Source organism: Brevibacillus laterosporus DSM 25 (assembly GCF_002706795.1).
GTDB classification, from domain to species: domain Bacteria; phylum Bacillota; class Bacilli; order Brevibacillales; family Brevibacillaceae; genus Brevibacillus_B; species Brevibacillus_B laterosporus.
Map to the genome: position 1 here is coordinate 609,296 of NZ_CP017705.1, position 21,293 is coordinate 630,588.

Annotated in this window: 20 protein-coding genes; 1 reads left to right on the plus strand and 19 read right to left on the minus strand. The window is 42.7% G+C overall.

What is annotated here, in order from left to right; all coding sequences use genetic code 11:
* From mraY to BrL25_RS02990, 15 genes are all read right to left on the minus strand, one after another.
* Entirely contained in the window at window positions 1-966 is a 966-nt protein-coding gene (gene mraY / locus BrL25_RS02920; protein ID WP_018671863.1) for a phospho-N-acetylmuramoyl-pentapeptide-transferase, read from the minus strand.
* Between the two features lie 47 nt (window positions 967-1,013).
* A complete protein-coding gene (locus BrL25_RS02925; protein WP_018671864.1) occupies window positions 1,014-2,492 on the minus strand; it encodes a UDP-N-acetylmuramoyl-L-alanyl-D-glutamate--2,6-diaminopimelate ligase in 1,479 nt (492 codons plus the stop codon).
* A 117-nt stretch (window positions 2,493-2,609) separates the two neighbouring features.
* Complete coding sequence (locus tag BrL25_RS02930; protein WP_018671865.1) at window positions 2,610-4,532, minus strand: stage V sporulation protein D; 1,923 nt, start codon at window positions 4,530-4,532, stop codon at window positions 2,610-2,612.
* Window positions 4,533-4,603: 71 nt separating this feature from the next.
* Entirely contained in the window at window positions 4,604-6,850 is a 2,247-nt protein-coding gene (locus tag BrL25_RS02935; RefSeq protein WP_026315175.1) for a PASTA domain-containing penicillin-binding protein, read from the minus strand.
* A gap of 62 nt (window positions 6,851-6,912) precedes the next feature.
* Complete coding sequence (locus BrL25_RS02940; protein WP_018671867.1) at window positions 6,913-7,341, minus strand: FtsB/FtsL family cell division protein; 429 nt, start codon at window positions 7,339-7,341, stop codon at window positions 6,913-6,915.
* Between the two features lie 61 nt (window positions 7,342-7,402).
* Entirely contained in the window at window positions 7,403-8,335 is a 933-nt protein-coding gene (gene rsmH, locus BrL25_RS02945) for a 16S rRNA (cytosine(1402)-N(4))-methyltransferase RsmH (protein WP_018671868.1), read from the minus strand.
* A gap of 19 nt (window positions 8,336-8,354) precedes the next feature.
* Window positions 8,355-8,786, minus strand: coding sequence for a division/cell wall cluster transcriptional repressor MraZ (gene mraZ / locus BrL25_RS02950; RefSeq protein ID WP_026315176.1), 432 nt, complete (start codon window positions 8,784-8,786; stop codon window positions 8,355-8,357).
* A gap of 132 nt (window positions 8,787-8,918) precedes the next feature.
* Window positions 8,919-10,081, minus strand: a protein-coding gene (locus BrL25_RS02955; protein ID WP_099327220.1) for an IS3 family transposase whose coding sequence is annotated in 2 segments (ribosomal slippage) — window positions 8,919-9,802 and window positions 9,802-10,081 — 1,164 coding nt in all. Because the reading frame shifts where the segments join, the coding sequence is not laid out codon by codon here.
* Between the two features lie 142 nt (window positions 10,082-10,223).
* Window positions 10,224-11,483 (minus strand): adenosylhomocysteinase, encoded by a 1,260-nt coding sequence (locus tag BrL25_RS02960; RefSeq protein WP_018673322.1) that lies wholly within the window; start codon window positions 11,481-11,483, stop codon window positions 10,224-10,226.
* 137 nt (window positions 11,484-11,620) lie between these two features.
* Window positions 11,621-12,703: a YheC/YheD family endospore coat-associated protein gene (locus BrL25_RS02965; RefSeq protein WP_018673323.1), complete on the minus strand. Its 1,083-nt coding sequence runs from the start codon at window positions 12,701-12,703 to the stop codon at window positions 11,621-11,623.
* A gap of 87 nt (window positions 12,704-12,790) precedes the next feature.
* Window positions 12,791-13,042, minus strand: a complete 252-nt coding sequence (locus BrL25_RS02970) for a hypothetical protein (RefSeq protein ID WP_018673324.1) — start codon at window positions 13,040-13,042, stop codon at window positions 12,791-12,793.
* A gap of 148 nt (window positions 13,043-13,190) precedes the next feature.
* The gene (gene bshC, locus BrL25_RS02975) at window positions 13,191-14,816 is read right to left on the minus strand and encodes a bacillithiol biosynthesis cysteine-adding enzyme BshC (protein ID WP_018673325.1); all 1,626 of its coding nucleotides are present in this window, start codon (window positions 14,814-14,816) and stop codon (window positions 13,191-13,193) included.
* Window positions 14,817-14,935: 119 nt separating this feature from the next.
* On the minus strand, window positions 14,936-15,493 hold the full coding sequence (locus tag BrL25_RS02980; RefSeq protein WP_018673326.1) for a helix-turn-helix domain-containing protein: 558 nt from the start codon (window positions 15,491-15,493) through the stop codon (window positions 14,936-14,938).
* Between the two features lie 18 nt (window positions 15,494-15,511).
* Window positions 15,512-15,922 (minus strand): DUF3397 family protein, encoded by a 411-nt coding sequence (locus BrL25_RS02985; protein WP_018673327.1) that lies wholly within the window; start codon window positions 15,920-15,922, stop codon window positions 15,512-15,514.
* A gap of 5 nt (window positions 15,923-15,927) precedes the next feature.
* On the minus strand, window positions 15,928-16,869 hold the full coding sequence (locus tag BrL25_RS02990) for a ketopantoate reductase family protein (RefSeq protein ID WP_018673328.1): 942 nt from the start codon (window positions 16,867-16,869) through the stop codon (window positions 15,928-15,930).
* A gap of 149 nt (window positions 16,870-17,018) precedes the next feature.
* Between BrL25_RS02990 and BrL25_RS02995 the strand changes: the two genes are divergently transcribed.
* Window positions 17,019-17,708, plus strand: coding sequence for a TIGR00266 family protein (locus BrL25_RS02995; RefSeq protein ID WP_018673329.1), 690 nt, complete (start codon window positions 17,019-17,021; stop codon window positions 17,706-17,708).
* Window positions 17,709-17,798: 90 nt separating this feature from the next.
* Here the strand turns inward: BrL25_RS02995 and BrL25_RS03000 are convergent, their stop codons facing one another.
* Genes BrL25_RS03000 through BrL25_RS03015 form a run of 4 tightly spaced genes read right to left on the minus strand, consistent with a single transcriptional unit; the run spans window position 17,799 to window position 21,290 of the window.
* Window positions 17,799-19,340, minus strand: a complete 1,542-nt coding sequence (locus BrL25_RS03000; protein WP_018673330.1) for an acyl-CoA carboxylase subunit beta — start codon at window positions 19,338-19,340, stop codon at window positions 17,799-17,801.
* Between the two features lie 16 nt (window positions 19,341-19,356).
* The gene (locus BrL25_RS03005) at window positions 19,357-20,130 is read right to left on the minus strand and encodes an enoyl-CoA hydratase-related protein (RefSeq protein WP_018673331.1); all 774 of its coding nucleotides are present in this window, start codon (window positions 20,128-20,130) and stop codon (window positions 19,357-19,359) included.
* Window positions 20,131-20,143: 13 nt separating this feature from the next.
* Window positions 20,144-21,028 carry a hydroxymethylglutaryl-CoA lyase gene (locus BrL25_RS03010; protein WP_018673332.1) on the minus strand — a complete coding sequence of 295 codons (885 nt, stop codon included), beginning with the start codon at window positions 21,026-21,028 and terminating at the stop codon, window positions 20,144-20,146.
* A 49-nt stretch (window positions 21,029-21,077) separates the two neighbouring features.
* Window positions 21,078-21,290: an acetyl-CoA carboxylase biotin carboxyl carrier protein subunit gene (locus tag BrL25_RS03015; RefSeq protein WP_018673333.1), complete on the minus strand. Its 213-nt coding sequence runs from the start codon at window positions 21,288-21,290 to the stop codon at window positions 21,078-21,080.
* Window positions 21,291-21,293: the final 3 nt, after the last annotated feature.

Consider the following 21,293-nt stretch of genomic DNA (forward strand, 5'->3'; position numbering starts at 1 on the left):
TTAACGTATCACCTCTAAATAAACACCTAATCCGGCAAATAGAATGCCCACAAGCCAAAATGTTACCACCACACGCCATTCAGACCAACCAGTTAGCTCAAAATGATGGTGTAAGGGACTCATACGAAAAACTCGTTTTCCGCGAGTTTTAAAAGACACAACTTGAATAATAACCGATAGCGTTTCAATGACAAAAACAATTCCGATAATCGCCAGTAGCAATTCTGTTTTGGTCATGATCGCAATCCCTGCTAACGCTCCCCCTAAGGCAAGTGAGCCAGTATCACCCATAAATACCCGTGCTGGATGAGCATTAAACACGAGGAAGCCCAGAACAGAGCCAACCACAGCTGCACTGAAGATAGCCGTATCCATATTTGACGCATTCCAAGCAATGATCGCGTAGGCTCCAAAAGCAATGGCACTTGTGCCTGCCAGCAATCCATCTAAGCCGTCTGTAAGGTTAACAGCATTTGTACTTCCCACGAGTAGAAAAACGAGGAAAGGGAAATAGAAGAATCCCAGATCAATCCCTAAAGATGTTCCTGGAATGGTCAGCGTTGTTGGATGATTCATCTGCAATAGTAAATAATAAGCACCAATCGCTAATAGGATTTGGCCTAAGAACTTTTGCTTCGCAGTTAAGCCTAAATTATGTTTTCTTTTAATTTTAATGAAGTCATCAAGAAAACCGATAAGTCCGTATCCAAACGTAACAACAATTAAAAACAACAACTCCGTGTTCCACTTCGAAAATTTTAACACGGTTAATAGGAGAGCCATGGCAATGATGGTTCCCCCCATAGTAGGTGTTCCCGCTTTTTTCTGGTGAGATTTGGGGCCTTCTTCACGAATGCTTTGACCAAACTTTAATCGGCGAAGCATAGGAATAAACAGCGGACCAATTAAAACAGCAATGAGAAAGGCTGCAATGATTGTTATAAATAAGACATTATCAAATGGCATGCCCCTACCTCCTTTCTTGCCTAGTAGCTAATGAGTAGTCATAGTTGTTACTTTCTTTTCTGTTCATGGATAGCTTCCTTTGCTACTTCCCGATCATCAAACGGAAAGATCTCACCTTTACTTTCTTGATAGGTTTCGTGCCCTTTCCCTGCTATTAGAACACAGTCCCCAGGTTTTGCTTGCGAAATAGCATGCAAAATGGCTTCGCGTCGATTCACAATTGTAGTGAAGCGTTTTTGATCGACGTCCTGTAATCCACCTACCATATCAGCCAAGATGGCTTCTGGCTCCTCAAAACGAGGATTATCTGAAGTTAAGACGCTATAATCAGCGTATTTCGTTGCGATCTGAGCCATAATTGGACGTTTCGTACGATCGCGATTTCCACCACAGCCTGCCACACAGATCAGTTGCCCTGTTACAAATTCTTTTGCTGTAATCAGTGCATTTTCTAAGCTGTCCGGCGTATGGGAATAGTCTACAATTACAGCATAATCCTGTCCAAGCGACACTGGTTCAAAACGTCCGTCTACCCCTGGAATTTCTTCTAAGCTTTTGATAATAGCCGCCAGTGGAACTCCTTCAACAAGGGTAGCCGCAATAGCTGCTAATGCATTATATACATTAAACTTGCCCATTAATTTCATATTTACTGTTGCCACTCCGGTAAAACTCTGCACGGAAAAGCTAGTTCCAGCAGATGTAACACGAATAGAAACAGCCCTCACATCCGCTGGTTGATCTATTCCATATGTAAGCACACGAGCTGGTGTTACATGAGCAAAATACTTCGACACCTCATCATCTGCATTCAGGATCGCTGTTTTCAACGATTGTTGATCATAGCTATTTCCTAATTGGGCAAACAACAGAGATTTTGCCTGACGATAGTTTTCAAATGTCTTATGATAATCTAAATGATCTTGCGTCATGTTCGTAAAAATCGCTGTATGATAGTCACAGCCATGTACACGTCCCATATCAAGAGCGTGTGAGGAAACTTCCATAATGCCATAATCCGTATGAATATCCAACATTCGGCGGAAACTAGATTGTAGATCAATAATATCTGGTGTCGTATTTTTCACCTTCTCAATCTGATCCCCAATACGCATGTGAATCGTTCCAATCAAGCCCGTCTTTTTCTGTTGGTCTGTTAGGATTTTATCAATCAAATGTGTCGTCGTCGTCTTTCCATTGGTTCCTGTAACCCCAATCAGCTTTAGCTTCTGTGATGGAGAGCCGAAAAACCGATCAGCTAAGAATGCCATTGCCCGCCTTGAATCTGGTACGATGACAACTGTTTTGTCCACCTCGATTTCATGCTCAGCAATAATGGCGATTGCTCCCTTTTCCACCGCTTGGGCCGCAAATTCATGACCGTCTACAGTAAAACCAGACAGACAGATGAATAAGTCCCCGGGCTTAACATTACGCGAGTCAGCCGTTATTCCAGTGATAACTACTTGGTCATCACCTTTTATATGACTGACTAGCAAAGGAGCAAGTAACTCCCTTAACAACATACAATGGCACCCCAATCTCCAACTAGTATAGACAAAAGATGTTTCTTTTCAAAAGTAGAAATGCGATAAGAAGGGGAGATAAAAAGCTATCTCCCTCTACGAACATCTATTGTATAGCTAATTGGCCGTTTTGTCACCAAGGTAGACGCGAATTTTTGAGCCTTCTTCCACCTTTATCCCCGGTTTTGGAGACTGTTTTATCACATGAGTTCCCTTACCGGAAACCTCTAAAGGCATCGTATAGTATGAATTTGCAATTTCTTTTATGGCCATTCCTATTAAATTAGGTACCTCAACATACTTTTTATCACCGTATGCAATCTCACGCTCAATATCGCTAGGGCGTTTCTCTATATTAAGGTAAGGCAGACTGGATTCTAACACATTTTTGACAACAGGAGCTGCGATCGTACCTCCAAATGCCTGTGCTTTTGGATTATCAACAGCTACATACACGAGAATCTGTGGGTCATCTGCCGGAGCAAATCCAATAAATGATACGATGTATTCATTAGCTGCATAACGTCCATTGACGGATTTTTGGGCAGTACCCGTTTTTCCCCCAACCCGATAGCCTTCAATATATGCATTATGCCCTGTTCCACGGGAAACAACGCTTTCCAATGCACTGCGCACCTGCTTAGATGTTTCCTCGGAAATAACCTGACGCACCTGAGTGGGCACTGTGCGAGCGATAATGTCGTGTGTAACACTATCCCTCCACTCTTTGGCAATGTAAGGCTTCATTAGCTTACCACCATTGATTGTGGCCGAGACTGCTGCCATCTGTTGAATCGGTGTTACCGATACCCCCTGCCCAAATGAAGTCGTGCCTAATTCGACGGGTCCAACACGATTTAATTTAAACAGAATGCCATTCGATTCCCCGATTAAATCAACGCCAGTTTTTTGACCGAACCCAAAATTTTTGATATATTCAAACAGCCTTTCTTTTCCAAGACGTTGTCCCATTGCCACAAACCCAGGGTTACAGGAGTTCTCTACTACTTCTAACATCGTTTCGGAACCATGTCCTTGCCGCTTCCAGCAACGTAAGAATGTTCCAGCTACATTTATATGACCCGGATCAAAAAAGCTTTCTTTTAAATCAACAACTTTTTCATTTAGGGAAGCTGCTAATGTAACAATTTTAAATGTAGAACCCGGTTCGTACGTTTTCCAAATCGGCAAATTACGATTATAAATATCTGGTGCAAACTCTAGGTAGCGATCTGGATTATAGGTAGGTCTACTCCCCATTCCTAAAATCTCGCCCGTTTTCGGATTCATCGCTATTGACAGAATATCATCTGGCTGATACGCAACCATCGCCTGATCAAGCTCACGCTCCATAAAGGTCTGAATCTGTTTATCAATGGTTAGGTACATATCCATGCCGTTTACTGGAGACACGTACTTCTCCGCGTGTCCAGGCATAGCTCGCCCACCCGCATCAGCAGGAAAAGATACATGGCCTGGTGTTCCCGTCAATATTTTATCATACATCTTTTCCAATCCAGTTAGACCTTGATTATCAATACCAGTAAAACCGAGTACCTGTGCTAAGAACGAACCATTTGGATAGAAACGCTTGGAGTCGTCTGCTACTTTTACTCCTGGCAGGGCAAGAGCTTGTATTTCCTTAGCCTTTTCCTGTGAAATCTTGCGTCCTCCAGGAACCCGTACAATCATTTGAGAACGTTTGCTAATTTCAGTTAGTATCTTTTGCTCTGACTGCCCTAAAATAATTGCGAGCCTCTTAGCTGTCTCTTCAGGATTTTTTATTTGTGCCGGTATGGCCATCACGGAGGGAACCGTTGTATTTTTCACCAAATCCTCACCATGTCGGTCTTTGATATTACCGCGTTTTGCTTCGAATTTTACATTGCGGCTCCATAGGTCATTGGCTTCATCCTGCAACCATTGTCCTTGAACTAACTGGATATAGCCCAGCCGAGAAACCATAGCCATAAACAAGAATATTCCCACCACGAGTGCGATGAATATGCGCCGACGCACGGTAACATTGGAAACCCGCATACAGCAAACACTCCTCCCTGCCAATAAGGTTTGTCTTTTCCTACCCTATTCGCCAAAGAGGAGTGTTAGAACTACTTGTCTACAGACACATATGTAGGAGACAGCTTCACTTGGATCGTCTCTTTACCAGTCAGTATTGTACCTGCTTCTACATTTTGTTCCACGACGTATCCGCTACCTGTGGCACTTACTGCAATATTTAGCAAATTGCCATACTCCAGTACTTCCCGCAATGATTTCCCTTTAAAATTCGGCATTTTCATTGAGGCTTTGCCATCTGAGGCAAGTAGTATGGTCGTGGTGCTGCCTACTTTTTCATAAGGAGCAGGAATTTGATTAATCACATTGGTTCCCTCACCAACCACATCTACTTCCTTAAAGCCAGCCTGCTTTGCCCGTTCCTTTGCTTCCTTTAAAGGGATACCTGTAAGCTGTGGTACAGTGGACTCCTGTAATTGCTTTTCTTCTACCACAGTAGCTTGAGCAGCCAAGGCACTTCGATCAGGCTTCTCCTGCAAATATTGCAAGCTTTTTTCCATAATCGCTTGGAACATTGGTGCAACTACATCCCTACTAGCAGTTGAATAGGATGCTCCGCCACCCGGATCATCGACTACAACATAAACCACCAATCTCGGATTTTCTACAGGAGCAAATCCAATAAAGGAATAAATATATTTATTATCAATGATTTTTCCTCGCTCATTATACTTCTGCGCCGTACCAGTTTTCCCAGCTACACTAAAATTCTGCAATTTAAAGTTACGGCCAGTCGCTCCTGAATTCACATCACCATCAACGACGGTTTGCAAAATCTTACGGGTTTCACGTGCCGTTGCTTCTGAGATCGGACGCCCAACCTCTTTAGGCTGATACCGCTCTATCACCTGACCTGTCCGTGGATCGATACGCTCTTTTACAATGAGTGGTTGCATCAATTTACCACCGTTTGCAATAGCAGCCACAGCCATGACCTGCTGAATAGGTGTTACCGTTACCCCTTGTCCAATCGGAGTAACAGCCAAGTCACGCGGTGAAAATTTATTTATCTTTTCAACGTTCGTTAAGTTCCCTTGTTCTTCACCGGGCAGTTGAATCTTCGTCTGGTTTCCAAAGCCAAAAGCTTTAAAATAATGCTCAAGCTTAACTTGTCCGAGCTTTTCGTTACCTAGCATAGCAAATAATACGTTACTAGAACGCTGTACACCAGTTATATAATCAATAGTGCCCCATCCAACACCATTATGATCTTTGATAGGCGCGCCAGTCTTCCATGCTTTATAATGTCCTGATTTAAAGGTCCAATTAGAATTAAACACACCTTCTTGAATAGAAGCCGCTAGTGTAACAATTTTAAATGTTGAACCTGGCTCAAACGTATAGCTCACGCCAAAATTCATATAATTGACGATAGTACGGTAATTGTTAGGGTCATGCTGCGGACGATTAGCCATCGCGAGGATTTCGCCCGTAGTGGGATCAGATACAATTACTGACATCGCCTTTGGATGAAATGCTACATCTGTTTTATCTAATGCCTCTTCTACGTATGTTTGTATCTGATCGTCAAGGGTAAGCTTTATATTTTGACCATCTTTTGCAGCTTTAAACTCTGTTTTCCCATCTGGTAACTGATAGCCTAGCGCATCCTTTACCATCTTTAGAGTGCCTTCTTCACCCTTCAATTCCTTCTTAAATTGCCGTTCAATCCCCATCACAGGTGTTCCTTCAGCATTGAGAAAACCTAATACATGAGCAGCGAATTTTCCTTTTGGGTAGAAGCGGTTGGTTGTTTCTGAGATTTTGATCCCAGGTAATTGATTTTGTTTGGATTTAACCCCTTTTTCATCGAGTGGGTATTGCATAGCTAAGATTTTATCCTTTTGTTCCAAGGTTATTTTTGCGGCTTCAGGACCTAAATTAACCCAGATTGCATTCGGATTCTTAGTGAGACGTTCAAGAATTTTGGACTGCGGCTCATTGATCACTGTAGATAGTTTCATCGCTGTCATCACGGGGTCTTTCACATAATCATCCGTGTCATTTTTTCCATTTGCCAATATCTTTGGACGTACCTGTGCTTCCACTAGATAGGCCCGTCCCTCAAAAGCAAGTACCTCTCCATTTCGATCCAGAATGCTCCCTCGTTTAGGCAATAAGGTCGTATTTCGATTCCACTGAGCCTCACCTTCTCCCCTAATCCAGCTAGCATCTACCACCTGTACCCACCACAAGCGTAATACCAAAAGTATAAAACCGAGCAAAATTCCCATTCCCACAAGTAAAATACGCATGTTCATTCGCTTTTTTGTTGTCACGGACTCTCCCTCTTCCTCTCTGACAAAAAAAGAAAATGCTACTCCTTCTTGCGCGAGTAACATTATTGGACTTTTTCGGTTTGTTTGGTTTTTCCGTCTTTTGTCTTATTCTTACTGTCTTCTATAGAAATGCCACCCATATTGCGAACAGATTTCATATCAAGGACCATTCCCATTTTTTCCGCTTCAATTCCAATACGCTTGGGACTGCTCATTTCATCCACTTTTAACTGCATCGCTTCATTCTCGCCCTTGATTTTAGCAATATCTCTTGTCAATACCTGAATCTGATAGTTATTTTGCGAAATTTGATTATAACGGAAGCCTATAATGCTTGTGGCAATGACCAAAGCAAAGATGAGCAACAAGTACATCAACTTTTCACTTGTGGGTACCCCGGGTCTGATCTTAACAGTACGTTTCATCTTTTTTGGAGATGGAGAACGTCTGTTTACTTCATATGCCAAATTCCCACGGGAATAATAACTCAACTTAGTCCCCCCCTGCTAAGTATAACTGGCTTCCTTCTTCGGTGTAGATTTATCCTAGGTGTTATTTCTTCTCAGCAATACGTAATTTAGCCGATCTGGCACGTGGGTTATCTGTAAGTTCCTCTTCAGACGGTAGCATTGGCTTTCTTGTGATAATCTTAACAATCGGTTCATTTCCGCATACACATTGCGGGAACCCAGGTGGGCATGTACAGCCTTGCGCTTTTTCTAAATAAGCATGCTTACAAATACGGTCTTCTAACGAATGGAAAGTAATGACACTCACCCTGCCACCCGGACGCAAAATATCAATGGCGTCTGAAACCGCCGTCTTGAACACATTTAATTCATCGTTCACAGCAATACGAATGGCTTGAAAGGTTCTCTTCGCCGGGTGAGGTCCTGTACGACGAGCCGGAGCTGGAATGGCTTCCTTAATAATCTCTACAAGCTGTCCTGTTGTTTCAATCGGCGCCTTCTCACGATGAAGGATGATTTGCCGGGCAATCTTCCGGGCAAACTTCTCTTCGCCATACTCAAAGATAATCTTGGATATTTCAGCTTCCTCCCACTCATTTACAATGTCATAAGCAGACAGGTCGGCTTGTTGATCCATGCGCATATCCAGCGGGGCATCACCATTGTAGCTAAATCCACGCTCTTCTACGTCCAACTGAGGTGAGGAGACACCTAGATCAAACAACACTCCATCAACACCATCAAGACCTAAATCCTGTACGACATCCTTTAGATAGCGGAAGTTACTCTTAACCAAAGTCACTTTATCTTTATACGCCTGTAGTTTTTCCTTAGCATTTGCAAGTGCTACATCATCTTGATCAATAGCAATTAATCTCCCCTGATCACCTAGTTTTGAGGCAATTAAAGCACTATGACCTGCCCCACCTAAGGTGCAATCCACATATATTCCATCAGGACGAATATGTAATCCTTCTACGGCTTCCTGTAATAAAACGGTAACATGGTGAAACAAAATGACGTCACTCCCGAGTCTACAAATTAAAATCAACGAGCTTTTCAGCAATCTCGCCAAAAGAATGCTCTTGTTCCAAAGAATACGCATCCCATTCTGTCTTACTCCAAATTTCCATGCGACTCTGCACGCCAATAATAACACATTCTTTCACTAAATGGCCGTGTTCTCGCAAATGAGGTGGTATGTTTACCCTTCCCTGCTTGTCCCACTCACATTCAGTAGCACCAGAAAAGAAAAAGCGGGTAAATGCCCGAGCATCAGCTTTGGTAAATGGCAGAGATTTTAGTTTTTCTGTTAACGCCTTCCACTCTTCCATCGGGTAGACGAATAAACAACGATCAAGGCCGCGGGTTACAACGAAGGATGAGCCAAGCATGTCACGGAATTTAACTGGGATTGTCAGACGGTTCTTATCATCGATGTTATGTTGATACTCACCCATGAACATTCCATCATCCCCACTTTCCTTCCGAGAGACACCACTCTCCCCCACTTTTCCCCACTTCTTGCCTCTTCTTATTATAGAAAAAAAACCTGCCGTTTTGGACTGACCCAGGTTAATGAGACATTGAAAAAACACCTATGCTACCTGTTTTCCATACTCGTATGGGGACAGGTAGTTTAATTTTTCCTGAATTCGTTCCTGATTGTAAAAACAGATGTAATTTTCTACTTTTTGTAATACCATTAGATTTGTTAGGAACTCTCTCTTCGGAGAGGCGAATTCTTCCGACTTTAGCGAGGAGTGGAAGGATTCAATGACAGCATTATCATGGCAATTTCCCTTACGGGACATGCTCGTGGTAATGCTGTTTTCTTTTGCTTTATTTTGAAAAGCGTATGAGGTATAAACTGAACCTTGGTCACTATGGAGAAGGACACCTCGCGCGTCTCTAGTTTTCGTGGCTTGTTCAAGCGTCTCTAGAACGAGAGAAACATCTTGTCTGTCACTTATTCGGTAAGCAATGATCTCGTTGTTATATAGATCCATTATCGAAGATAAGTACAACATGCTTTGACCGTAAGGTAAATACGTAATATCCGTTACCCACTTTTCATTTGGCTTTAAAGCTATAAATTCCCGGTTCAGCTTGTTTGAAACAATCATTTTACTCTCGCCACTACTAAACGTCTTGCGCTTTACTTTTACACGACATTGTAAATTTTTCCTTTGCATAACCCTCTGCACTGTTTTACGATTCACTTTTTTATTATAAATACGACCTAGTAAAGCAGTTATCTTGCGATGACCAAAACGATAGTGATACTTCAAGCAGAGTTGTTCAATTAGGTATTCAAGTTCTGTACTTGTGTTTTGAAACTTCGCTTTCCAGCGATAATACGTTGCTCGTGGTACAGCAAACAATTTTAGTATCTCCGTAATAGTAAACCGATCTTTAAAGCTCTCTACAACGTCAATTAGGCTCGATTTTTTCACCTCCTTTGAAATTCCTGATACTTTTTTAGGACTTCTATCTGCAACTCTAATTGACGAATTCTCAGGTCTTTGGTAGCTATCTCGTCTAGCTGATCTTGTCCGTATTTTCCATACATATATTGTTTGCCTACCTGTTGAGCAAACCGATACGTTTCTCCATTACGAAACCACTTCATCCATGTCTTTATCTGAGATTTATCCTTGATACCAAGTTCATCCATAATCTGTTTATTCGTATAACCCTCTTGCTTCATCTTTACGACTTGCCACTTCACCTCTTCTGGATAAGAAACTCTTGTACCCATGAAAGAAGCACCTCCCATCAAATCATATTGTTTAATACGATTCAGGAGGTGCTTTTTCCTTGTCTCAATTTACTGGGTCACTTCATTTGTCAGCAGGTTTTTTTCTTCATTTTTTGATGCCATTTCCCAGCGAGATTCTTACCTATTCGACCCAGCTTTCTAGGTAATCTTTTTGCTCTGGCGTCAATTTGTCGATATTTTTTCCAAGCGCTTCCAATTTATAACGAGCCACTGTTTCATCTAGCTCATATGGTACGTTTAATACCTTCTTACCAATTGCCTCGTAGTTCTTGCTAACATATTCAAGACCTACAGCTTGTAAAGCAAAGGTCATATCCATAATTTCAGCAGGATGTCCATCACCTGCAGCTAGGTTCACGAGGCGACCTTCTGCTAACAGATAGATTTTACGACCATCCTGCAAGACAAATTCTTCAATATCTTTACGAACAACACGTTTACTTGTCGATATATCATGTAGTTCTACCTTATTTACTTCGACATCGAAGTGGCCGGCATTAGATAAAATAGCCCCATCCTTCATGCTTTCAAAGTGAGCTTTACGAATAATATCGCGATTACCAGTCACTGTAACGAAGTAATCACCTAGCTTAGCTGCCTCATCCATAGACATAACTTCAAATCCATCCATGTATGCTTCTACGGCTTTAATTGCGTCAATTTCTGTCACGATTACCTTCGCACCCAAACCTTTTGCGCGCATTGCTACGCCCTTACCGCACCAACCATAGCCTGCTACAACTACAGTTTTCCCAGCCACAACTAGGTTTGTTGTACGATTGATACCATCAAATACAGATTGACCTGTACCATAACGATTGTCAAATAGATACTTGCAATACGCATCGTTAACTGCTACCATCGGGAATTCAAGCTTCCCTTCTTTTTCAAGAGCACGTAAGCGTAGAATACCTGTTGTGGTTTCTTCCGCTCCACCTTTTACATTTTCTAACAAATCACGACGTTCCCCATGTAATAGAGTCACAAGGTCCCCACCGTCGTCAATTAGAAAATCCGGACGAGTTTCCAGCGTTTTAATGAGAAGTTCTTTATACTCTTCTTCGGACGGATTATATTTAGCAAAAACGCGAATACCATCTTCCACCAAAGCAGCGCATACATCATCTTGTGTTGACAAAGGATTAGATCCGGTAATAGTAACTTCAGCACCACCTGCTTGTATCACTTTTGCCAGATAAGCTGTTTTTGCTTCTAAATGAAGTGAGATTGCTACCTTTTTACCCGCGAATGGTTTCTCTTGTTCAAAGCGTTCCCGAATTCGGTTTAACACCGGCATGTGTTCTTTTACCCAATCAATCTTTAAATGGCCGTTAGGCGCTAGGGCCATGTCTTTTACGATGCTCTCTTGAACTATAGTCATTTGCTAAAAACCCTCCTTTTTGTAAATGTGAACCCGTCTTCTTTTATATCATACCACATAGGTAGGAATTACATCACCTTTTTATATTGAATTTTTGTGCAGTTCACCATACTCTATCATCTAGGTGGAGTAATCTGTTATTCTTTTAACAAATACAACGCATATTGAATAGGACGAATTACCGCTTTCTGATAGACCTTTTTACGTTTTAATTTTCGAAAAATGTCACGTCCAGGCTTCGGATTAATTTCGATTAAATAAGGCCGTCCTGATACATCAATTCCTACATCAAGCCCCAGCTCAATCATGCGTCCATAGTTAGATTCCACCGCTTCAGCTGTTTGATGTGCGAGCGCGTAACAGTTGTGTAAGATCTTGGTTGCCTTAGGTTCACCAAAACGCTCTACAAGCAATTTTTGTGCATCTTTTGCTAGCCCACCCCCATGTAGATTTGAGGTAGAGCTTTTTACCCCTCCTATGCGCATACCAAGACCCGTCACATCCCACTCTCCCCATTCCGTCTTTTGAATAAGAATGCGAGTATCAACGGTTCGCCCCGATATCAAATCAAGCTGTAGCCCTTGTTGAACAAGGAAAATCTCTTCACCCATTCTCTGAGTTTTTACCCATTCCTTTACATAACGATGAAGTTCGGTGCGAGTATTTATCTTGTGACTCACCTTATTTAAATGCAACCCTCTCCCTAATAGATCATAACCCGAAGAGGTCTGTTTGATGCGCAAGATACTTCGGCCCGCTGTTCCCTGAGCTGGCTTTACATAAATCAGTGGATATTTTTGTAGCATGTTGCTGAGTACATCCTTATCATAGGCAAACGTCTCTGGTAGCCATGGTTGCATAGAGGACTGTTGATTTAACACCTGATGTACGTTCCATTTCGAACTGAACCGACTATTAGCATAGGTAAACAACGGACGTTTACGGAAAGCAAGATAGGCCTGATGCTGTGGCTTCGGATAGTACCGATAGCGGTCTATCACGATATCAGGCCAATCAAACATTTTACTTTTCCATGACTTATCAGGGCCAGGAACAAATCCTCTTATCTGACGCTTTGATTCAAAAACATCCTTTGGTGAAAACAGGAACACAGTCGCCCCAAGCTTTTCTCCCTCTGTAAGCAAATGACGAAAGAATAGAGGTTCACCAAAGCGTTTGCCGTTTCTATACGTTAAAATACCGATTCGTCTCTTCTGCACTGCCAGTTCCACCTCTTTTGCAGGTTTTAATGGCAGTTTATGATGTAATAATTGATAGGTTCGCCTAGCCTATCCATTATTTTTGATTCACTTCATTAACTTCTGCTTCATTAATTCAATATGGCGAATGCCTTTTAAAAATTTTTGTTCCGTTATCTTACCTTGTTCGTATAACCACTCCATATAATTCTGTAAAGATAAAAGATCGACCCAGGCAAGTTTTGAATATGGGTTTTGGTTAGGAACTTCTCCTGTGACATCCCCATTTTGTATCGCGTCTGCTAATTGCGTTTCACGTAATCCCACTTTATTTGAAATTTGATGTAATACTACCTTCATACAGTACCTCCCGAACAAGCGATAGATTTGGGGTGATTCTACAACAGAGCCTACCTTATTTGCAAGCAAAGAATAGGAATATCCATCTCTATAACAAAAACAGCGCTCCAATCGCTAGAGCGCTGTTACCTTAATTCCATAGATAAAATTATAAATAGACAATTTGATGGGATCCATCGCGTTCGAAGTCAATCCCCACCAATCGATCCACTAAATCAGGGCCAAAGCGATTCAGGTACGTAAAAATAGGGTATACTCGCTCCTGCCAGTTGCCCTGAGGTACTACGGATTGTTCCAGCCGCTGAACGCGCTCCACTTCCACTTGATGTTTTCGAAGAACGGCTTCTTCGGTACGTTTTTGCATAAAATCAACATCCTGTACCAGACGCTCTACATTTTTTTGAGCCAATTGTGCTAAACCTTTATCGTATGCTGTTACATCTTGTAACAGGTCCTGATACTGCATTTCAAGTTCACGTTTCTTCTGTTCAAAGCGCTGCGCAAACCCATGATCGTCCAGTGATTGTAGCCACTTCTCTTTCCAATCAGAAAATCCACTAAGTAGCGTCTCATAGCTGATTCCCTTTTGCTCTTTGATTTTGTGTAGAGCGCCCTCCATCAACGTGATCGAAGTTCGCTTCAAGACAATCGGTAGCTCATAGCCAAATGAAGCAAAGTACTTTTTAAAGTAAGCCCAATAAGCCACTTCCCCTGGACCACCCACAAAAGCCAAGGTCGGCAATAAATGCTCCTGCATCAAGGGGCGTGTCACTACATTGGCGCTAAAGCGTTCTGGAGCTTCTTGCAGAATAGATAACAATTCTGTCTGTGAATAAATCTTGCCTCCATCTTTGCTTTGAAAACCACCTTCGACCCGCTCCATTAATAAGCGTTCCTTTTGTTCATAGAAAAAGAAGTTCGCTTGTTGTGGTTGAATGTCCAGTTGTTCAGGATAACCGTACTCTCTCAGGTCCGCCTGCGCTTGTAATAATTCCTCATTCATTTCCTTATTTTCACGGATGATTTGTTCAAAAACAGGCCGTTCGAGCTGACGGACAGTGGGTAGTGAGGATTCAATGAATACCAACCCATGTGCTCCAAACAGACGTGCCATCAATTGTGCAAACCAATCCACTAGTGTGTGTGATCGTTGAGCAGTCTCTTCTAAACAACATCGGATTGTCTCGCTATAGTCTGTCTCAGTCTCTTCAGCAAAGAAGTCTTCAATGACTCGTAACATATCTGCTTGTTCTACTGTCATATCTGTAGCGGAGTGTTTCTTGACATGTTTTGCTTTTACTTTTACTTTGCGAATCTCCTTCGTTCGCGTCAGTTGGTAAAAATGATTAATCTCTTCCCAATCGTGGTCTTCGCCAGCAATCCAGAACATCGGGATTACTGATACCCCTAATTGTGCAGATGCCTGCTTGGCTAATTGAATCACATCAATTGCTTTATAAATAGTATAAAGAGGACCAGTAAACAGTCCCGCTTGTTGCCCTGCTACCACGACTAAGGAATCAGATTCACGAAGTTTCTCTATCATATGAAAAGCCGCTTCATGATTTCCGATTTCTTGGTTATAAGAAACTAGAGCATCTGCCAAGAGATTGCGATGCGGATAGCGTTGCTTAGACACGTAATGCATGCGAGTAACATACGATTTAGGGTCATAGGGAGCATATGTAAAAAAGGAGAGAGCTTTGGGGCTTTCCTTTTGAAAATCATTCTGAAATGAATTTGCTGTTGGTACATAACATTTTGTCGTTTTCATTCGTCTCCTACTTTCGCCCTTTCAAATTGTTATTTTAAATTATAGCACGGCGAGCAAGCACGAAAAACAGGACCCCTCCCGTGAAGTGTCCTGCAAGTTTATTTTTTGTCATCCATTTTTTAAAACCGAGGTGAAGAGACGGACCAAATGGCAATGGTTAGAGCATCACTCACGTTGGCAACCGTATGCAACTGAGCCTTGTCAAAGTAGATGCTGTCACCCGCTTCTAATTGATACTCATCCTCTGTCAATTTGACCTGTAACTGACCTTCTACTACAACTAGACACTCTTCTCCCTCATGAGAGACAAAGACATCCTTCGCCTGTTCTCCAGGCTGTAGTCGCACTTCCATGACTGCTAGCTTAGAAGCACCGCCGCCTGATAATAACGAATACGTACCAGTAGAATCTGGAAACACCATAAGTCTACGCTTGTCTTTACGCACCACATGAATATGACTTTGCTCTACATCCTCAAAAAAGTGAATCAATGGTGCTTCTAAAGCTTTCGTAATGCGCCATAAAGATTCCAAAGATGGCTGAGAGATTCCTCTTTCTACTTGGCTTAATAAGCCTTTACTTAAACCGGTTTTTGAGGCCATAACTTCCAAGGTATATCCTTTTTCCTTACGAACGGCCCTAATTTTGTTTCCAATTAGCTCTATGGGTAACGTCATCCTATGCACCAACCTTCGTTACATGATAGACAAACCAACATGCGCGGCCTGCATCGTTTTATAGATGCCGGTTGAAAAAAGACAAAAATAGGTAAATACGAACAAAATAAAGGAAATTCGCCAGGTAGCAAAACCTATTTTTTTCCACGAAACCCTTCCACGCACCTTCATTTGTAGATAGAACAGCATTCCTGCCAAGCCAAGAAGAAACAATAGAATTAGTATCCAAGCAGAAACCGCTTCAGGCCATAACCCTTTATAGATCTGAGTGACGGAGATAACTAAAAAAATATTCGTAATATTCACAGACCACATAATAGCTTTTTTTTGCTGTTTTTTCCAAAAAAATACTGTAAAGAACGTGATTATGAAAGCTGCGAAAGGAAAAATTGTTAATACACCCCAAAAATTTTTAAAGAGAAAGAGCAATGGACTTATCCCCTTTGGGCCATCAAGCCTGCTTTGAGGAGAGTAGCTTTGTAGACTGCCTCCTGATGTGGTGTTGCTATATTACGCTCTCTTCCTTGCTTTACAATATAGCCATTGATCGCTTCAATCTCCAATGGACGACAATTCAGCAGGTCCTGTAGCATCGAAGAATAATTTCTGGATGTATTTCGGCAAATTTGTACAATTTCCTGCCAAGTAGACTCGTCAATTTTTTGCCCGTGTAGGGATGCGACTTCTTTAGCCTCTACAAATAGCCTTTTCATAAGAGTTACTGTATCTGAAGACTCAAGCAATGCGCCATTCGGAATTTCAAATAGAGTTGTAAGTGGATTAATAACAGCATTCGCCATTAACTTTCGCCACATCACTCCATGAATGTCGAAAACATACTTGATGGTAAGCCCAGCTACCTCCCCTACAGAAAGGAACGCTTCGATTACTGGGTCTACAGGAAGTGACTCCTGTGCTTGTCCAATAATCGAACCTACTTGCCAAATTCCCCTACCTGTATGCTCCACTTCCGTGTAAGAGTGGCGGCGAGCACCTTCCGCATGAACACCAAAATAAATTTGATTAAGAGCAAGCACCTCCTTCAGATGATCGTCGTGACCCATGCCGTTTTGCACCGCAAGGACGCGTGCACTCGGATCAATTTTACGTAAAACAGGCAATACTTCAGTAAGACTTGTCTGTTTGACCGCTAACACATAGAGATCAGCTTTCGGAAGGTCACCCTCCATCGAGACGGCTTGTATGTGAATTCGTTTCTGTTCGCCTTGTAAAGAGTGCAATAGTAGACCGTGCTTCGTTAGTTCATCCGCCTGCTGTCGCGTACGTGTGATTACCTGCACCTTTGAACCTGCTAGACACAATCTGGCAGCCAACAATAATCCTACAGACCCGCCACCAATGATTGCGATATTCATAAATCCTCCCAACCTTTATCAAAGAAGTTAGATATAATCAGCATAACAAATAATCGCGAGGCGGAAAATGCCTTCCATAAAAATTTTTGTGGAATGTTTCTGAAAACTAACTTATAATCCCGTTGAAATCAACTAAAGGTGGGTATCTTATGGAATATCATATTATGGGTTCTACCATGCAGGCTCTCCAATTTAACTTGCAACCCGGTGAGCGACTGTTTACTGAATCGGGTTCTATGATTTGGATGAGTGAAAATATGAAAATGGACACTAGTTTTAAAGGAGGCATGCTTAAATCTCTTGGACGAGCCTTTACTGGAGAATCGTTAACATTCACATTTTTTGAAGCTCAACGTACGCCAGGAATGATTGCCTTTGCACCTGCGGCTCCTGGTAAAATAATTCCGATTACCATTCACCCAGGAAACGAAATTATCGCCCAAAAACATGCCTTTTTAGTAGGTACAGAAAACATTGATGTCTCCATTCATTTTCAAAAGAAGTTAGGCACGGGCTTTTTTGGCGGTGAAGGCTTCATCATGCAGCGTTTAAGCGGTCGCGGAATGGTCTTTTTAGAGCTGGACGGCGAAGTCGCTGAGATGGATTTGCAGCACGGCGAGGTCATAAAGGTAGACACAGCCCATGTTGCAGCCTATGAATCCTCTGTAGATATGAGCATCGAACGTGTAAAAGGCATTAAAAATGTTATTTTTGGCGGAGAAGGTTTATTTTTAACAACCTTGCGTGGCCCAGGTAAGATTTGGCTACAAACCATGACTATCGCCGGATTGGCAGGTAAAATTGCAGCTAGCATGGGAAAGTCCGGTAACGGCGGGTAATTAACGGAATTGGAGACTTATGTAAATATTAACTCCCGTCGTTAGATAAGGAACGCTAGAAAGGGACTCCTAACCACGGAGTCCCCTTTTTTACACTGGATAAACCGGATGCTTACGATTGGTAAAGATTTGCTGTTTGCTTTGGTAAGCATCAAAGCGACAGATTAATTCATTTCTTAGATTAGACGGCTCTACAATAGCATCCACAATCATTTCTGAAGCGAGTAGATAAATGTCAATATCCTCTTGATATTCCTGACGTTTTTCCATAATAAATGCCTGTCGCTCCTGTGGGTCCTCAATCGCTTGAATCTTATTACTATATACAGCATTTACAGCTGCCTCGGGTCCCATCACAGCAATTTGAGCATGAGGCAATGCGAGGGTGGCATCTGGTTCAAACGCAGAACTAGCCATTGCATACAGACCTGCCCCATATGCTTTTCTTACGATAACAGAAATTTTTGGTACCGTAGCTTCAGCCATTGCCGAAATCATTTTAGCTCCGTGACGAATAATGCCAGCCCGCTCTACCGCTGTTCCGATCATAAATCCTGGTACATCAGCAAGGAACAGGAGAGGAATATGGAACGCATCGCACAAGGTTACAAAGCGAGCAGCTTTATCTGCTGAATCAACAAATAATACGCCACCTTTGACACGCGGTTGATTCGCTATAATACCTACTGGTTTTCCGTTTATATGAGCTAAACCGGTGATTAATTCTTGAGCAAATAGCTTCTTTATTTCAAAAAATGATCCCTTATCTACCAATGTTTCAATCAACTCATACATGTTAAAAGGTGCATTCTGGTTTTCTGGAATAAGTGCATTAATATCTTGTGCTGCGTCCACTGGAGGTTTTGCTTTTACCACCGGTGGTAGCTGTTGATAGTGTGACGGGAAAAAGCTAAGGTAACGACGAGCTGACGCAATAGCTTCTTGTTCGTTAGCAGCCAGAACATCTCCACAACCGCTTACGCTACAATGCATTCGAGCCCCGCCTAGTTCTTCCAGAGATACTTTTTGGCCGATAACCATCTCAGCCATCCGCGGAGACCCTAAGTACATACTTGCATTATTTTCCACCATGATCACGATATCACAAAAGGCTGGAATATAGGCCCCACCTGCGGCAGAAGGACCAAACAGAACGCAAATTTGCGGGATTTTACCCGATAATTTCACCTGATTATAGAAGATGCGCCCTGCTCCACGACGACCTGGGAACATTTCCAACTGGTCTGTAATTCGTGCTCCTGCGGAATCCACCAGATACAGTAAAGGCACACATAGCTTTTCTGCTGTCTCTTGAATACGAATAATCTTTTCTACCGTTCTAAAGCCCCATGATCCCGCCTTCACTGTAGAATCGTTGGCCATAACGCATACGGTTTGTCCATTTACTTTTCCGATAGCGGTAACTACTCCATCGGCCGGGAGATTACCTGCTTTATAGTTCGCAAACAATCCATCCTCAAGCGTATACTCTCCTTCATCGAACAATAAATTCAGACGGTCGCGCACAAACAGCTTACCCTGTTCCTTTTGCTTCTCATGGTATTTCTGATCCCCGCCTTGCTTTACTTGCTCCATCCGTTGCCGCAATAGCTCTTCTATTGATTGACTCATCTTTTATCCCCCCAGCTTATTCACCACGATATACGGGCTTTCGTTTTTCTGCAAAAGCTGCAAGTCCTTCTAGCCGGTCTTTGGTAGGCACTAGGATTTGGTAAGCATTGCTCTCAATCGCTAATCCTGTTGCCATATCCACCTCCATACCATAATCAATCGCCCATTTAGCTTGAGCAAGGGCCATCGGTGCATTCAACGCGATCTGTTGAGCAAGAGACAGGGAAGCATCTAGCACCTGATCTGCTGGAACAATCTGATTAACCAAGCCAATTTCTAGTGCTTCTTTGGCTCCAATTCGTCGTGCTGTCAAAATCAATTCCTTCGCTTTCCCTTTACCAATCAACCTGGGCAGTCTCTGTGTCCCTCCAGCACCCGGAATAATGCCAAGTGATGTCTCGGTTAAGCCCGTTTGTGCTGTCTCACTCATAACCCGTAAATCACAAGCAAGAGCAAGCTCTAACCCGCCACCAAAAGCAATTCCGTTTATCGCAGCAATGACAGGTACGGATAAACGCTCAATTTGGGTAAATACGTCACGAATCGTGCGAATATACTGCTGAACTTGTGACTGTGGCATCGTTTTTCGCTCTTTTAGATCTGCTCCTGAGCAAAAGGCTTTATCACCAGCACCCGTAATGACTACAACACGGACCTTGTGATCCGTTGCTACTTCTAGCAGTAGACGCTGCAAACGCTCTAACGTCACAAAATTTAAGCAATTGTGTACCTCTGGACGCTGAATGGTAAGGATACCCACCTGACCTTGTCTTTCAAGTTGAATACTCATACGCCCCTCCTTATCATCCTGCTGTGGACTTTAATACTTTAGATGGTAATTCTCTGCCCAATATTCTCTGAATAAATTGACCAGCTTCTACCAGCTTATCTAATTGAATTCCGGTCTCATAACCCATTCCATGCAATAAGTACACAACATCTTCCGTGGAAATGTTGCCTGCGGCTCCGGGAGCATAAGGACATCCACCCAAACCACCAATCGAGCTATCAAACGTAGTAATTCCATGCTGTAGGGCCGCTACCACATTAGCGAGACCCGTTCCCCTTGTATCATGAAAGTGACCAGCGAACCGAGTAGCTCCCCACTCTTTTTCAAAAGCTACAAATACCTCGTGTACCTGACGCGGTGTTGCGACTCCAATGGTGTCCCCGATGGATAGCTGATATACACCCATAGCGAGAAGCCTCTCCACGACTCTCATACTTTCTGTCAAAGAAACCTCGCCCTCATAAGGACATCCAAACACAGTTGAGATATAGCCTCGGACACGTAGTCCCATCCGCTGTGCCTCTTTCGCCACTTCTGCTAATACAGGATAGGTATCCTCTCGTGTTTTATTAATGTTCTTGAGATTGTGGGTTTCACTTGCCGACATGAAGATCGCTACCTCATCCACCTGATTCGCAGTGATTCGTTGTAGCCCCCTCAGATTGGGAGTCAGCACACTATATTGCACACCATCTAGTCGGGGTACACCAGCAAGCACCTCTGTGGCATCGGACAATTGTGGAATCCATTTGGGATGCACAAGCGAGGTAGCTTCAATATGGCGAATTCCCGCTTGAGTCAGCTTCTTAATCAGCTCGATTTTATGTGTAGTACTGATGACCGCTTCTTCATTTTGTAACCCATCTCTCGGTCCTACTTCATACACTGTAATCTGCATATGAACTCACCCCCCAACCGAACGATCGCTCAGTTTGTTTACAAAAAAATTATTCTAGCTCTAGAAGTACGTCGCCCTCATTAACAAAATCTCCTACATTGACTTTAACAGTCGCTACTTTACCAGAAGATTCCGCTTGAATCGGCACTTCCATTTTCATGGATTCCAACATAACAACGTCTGCTCCCGCACTTACCTCAGCTCCTGCTTGTGCCAATAATTGAATAACGGTCCCCGCCATACTTGCTGTTACTTGTTTCATCTC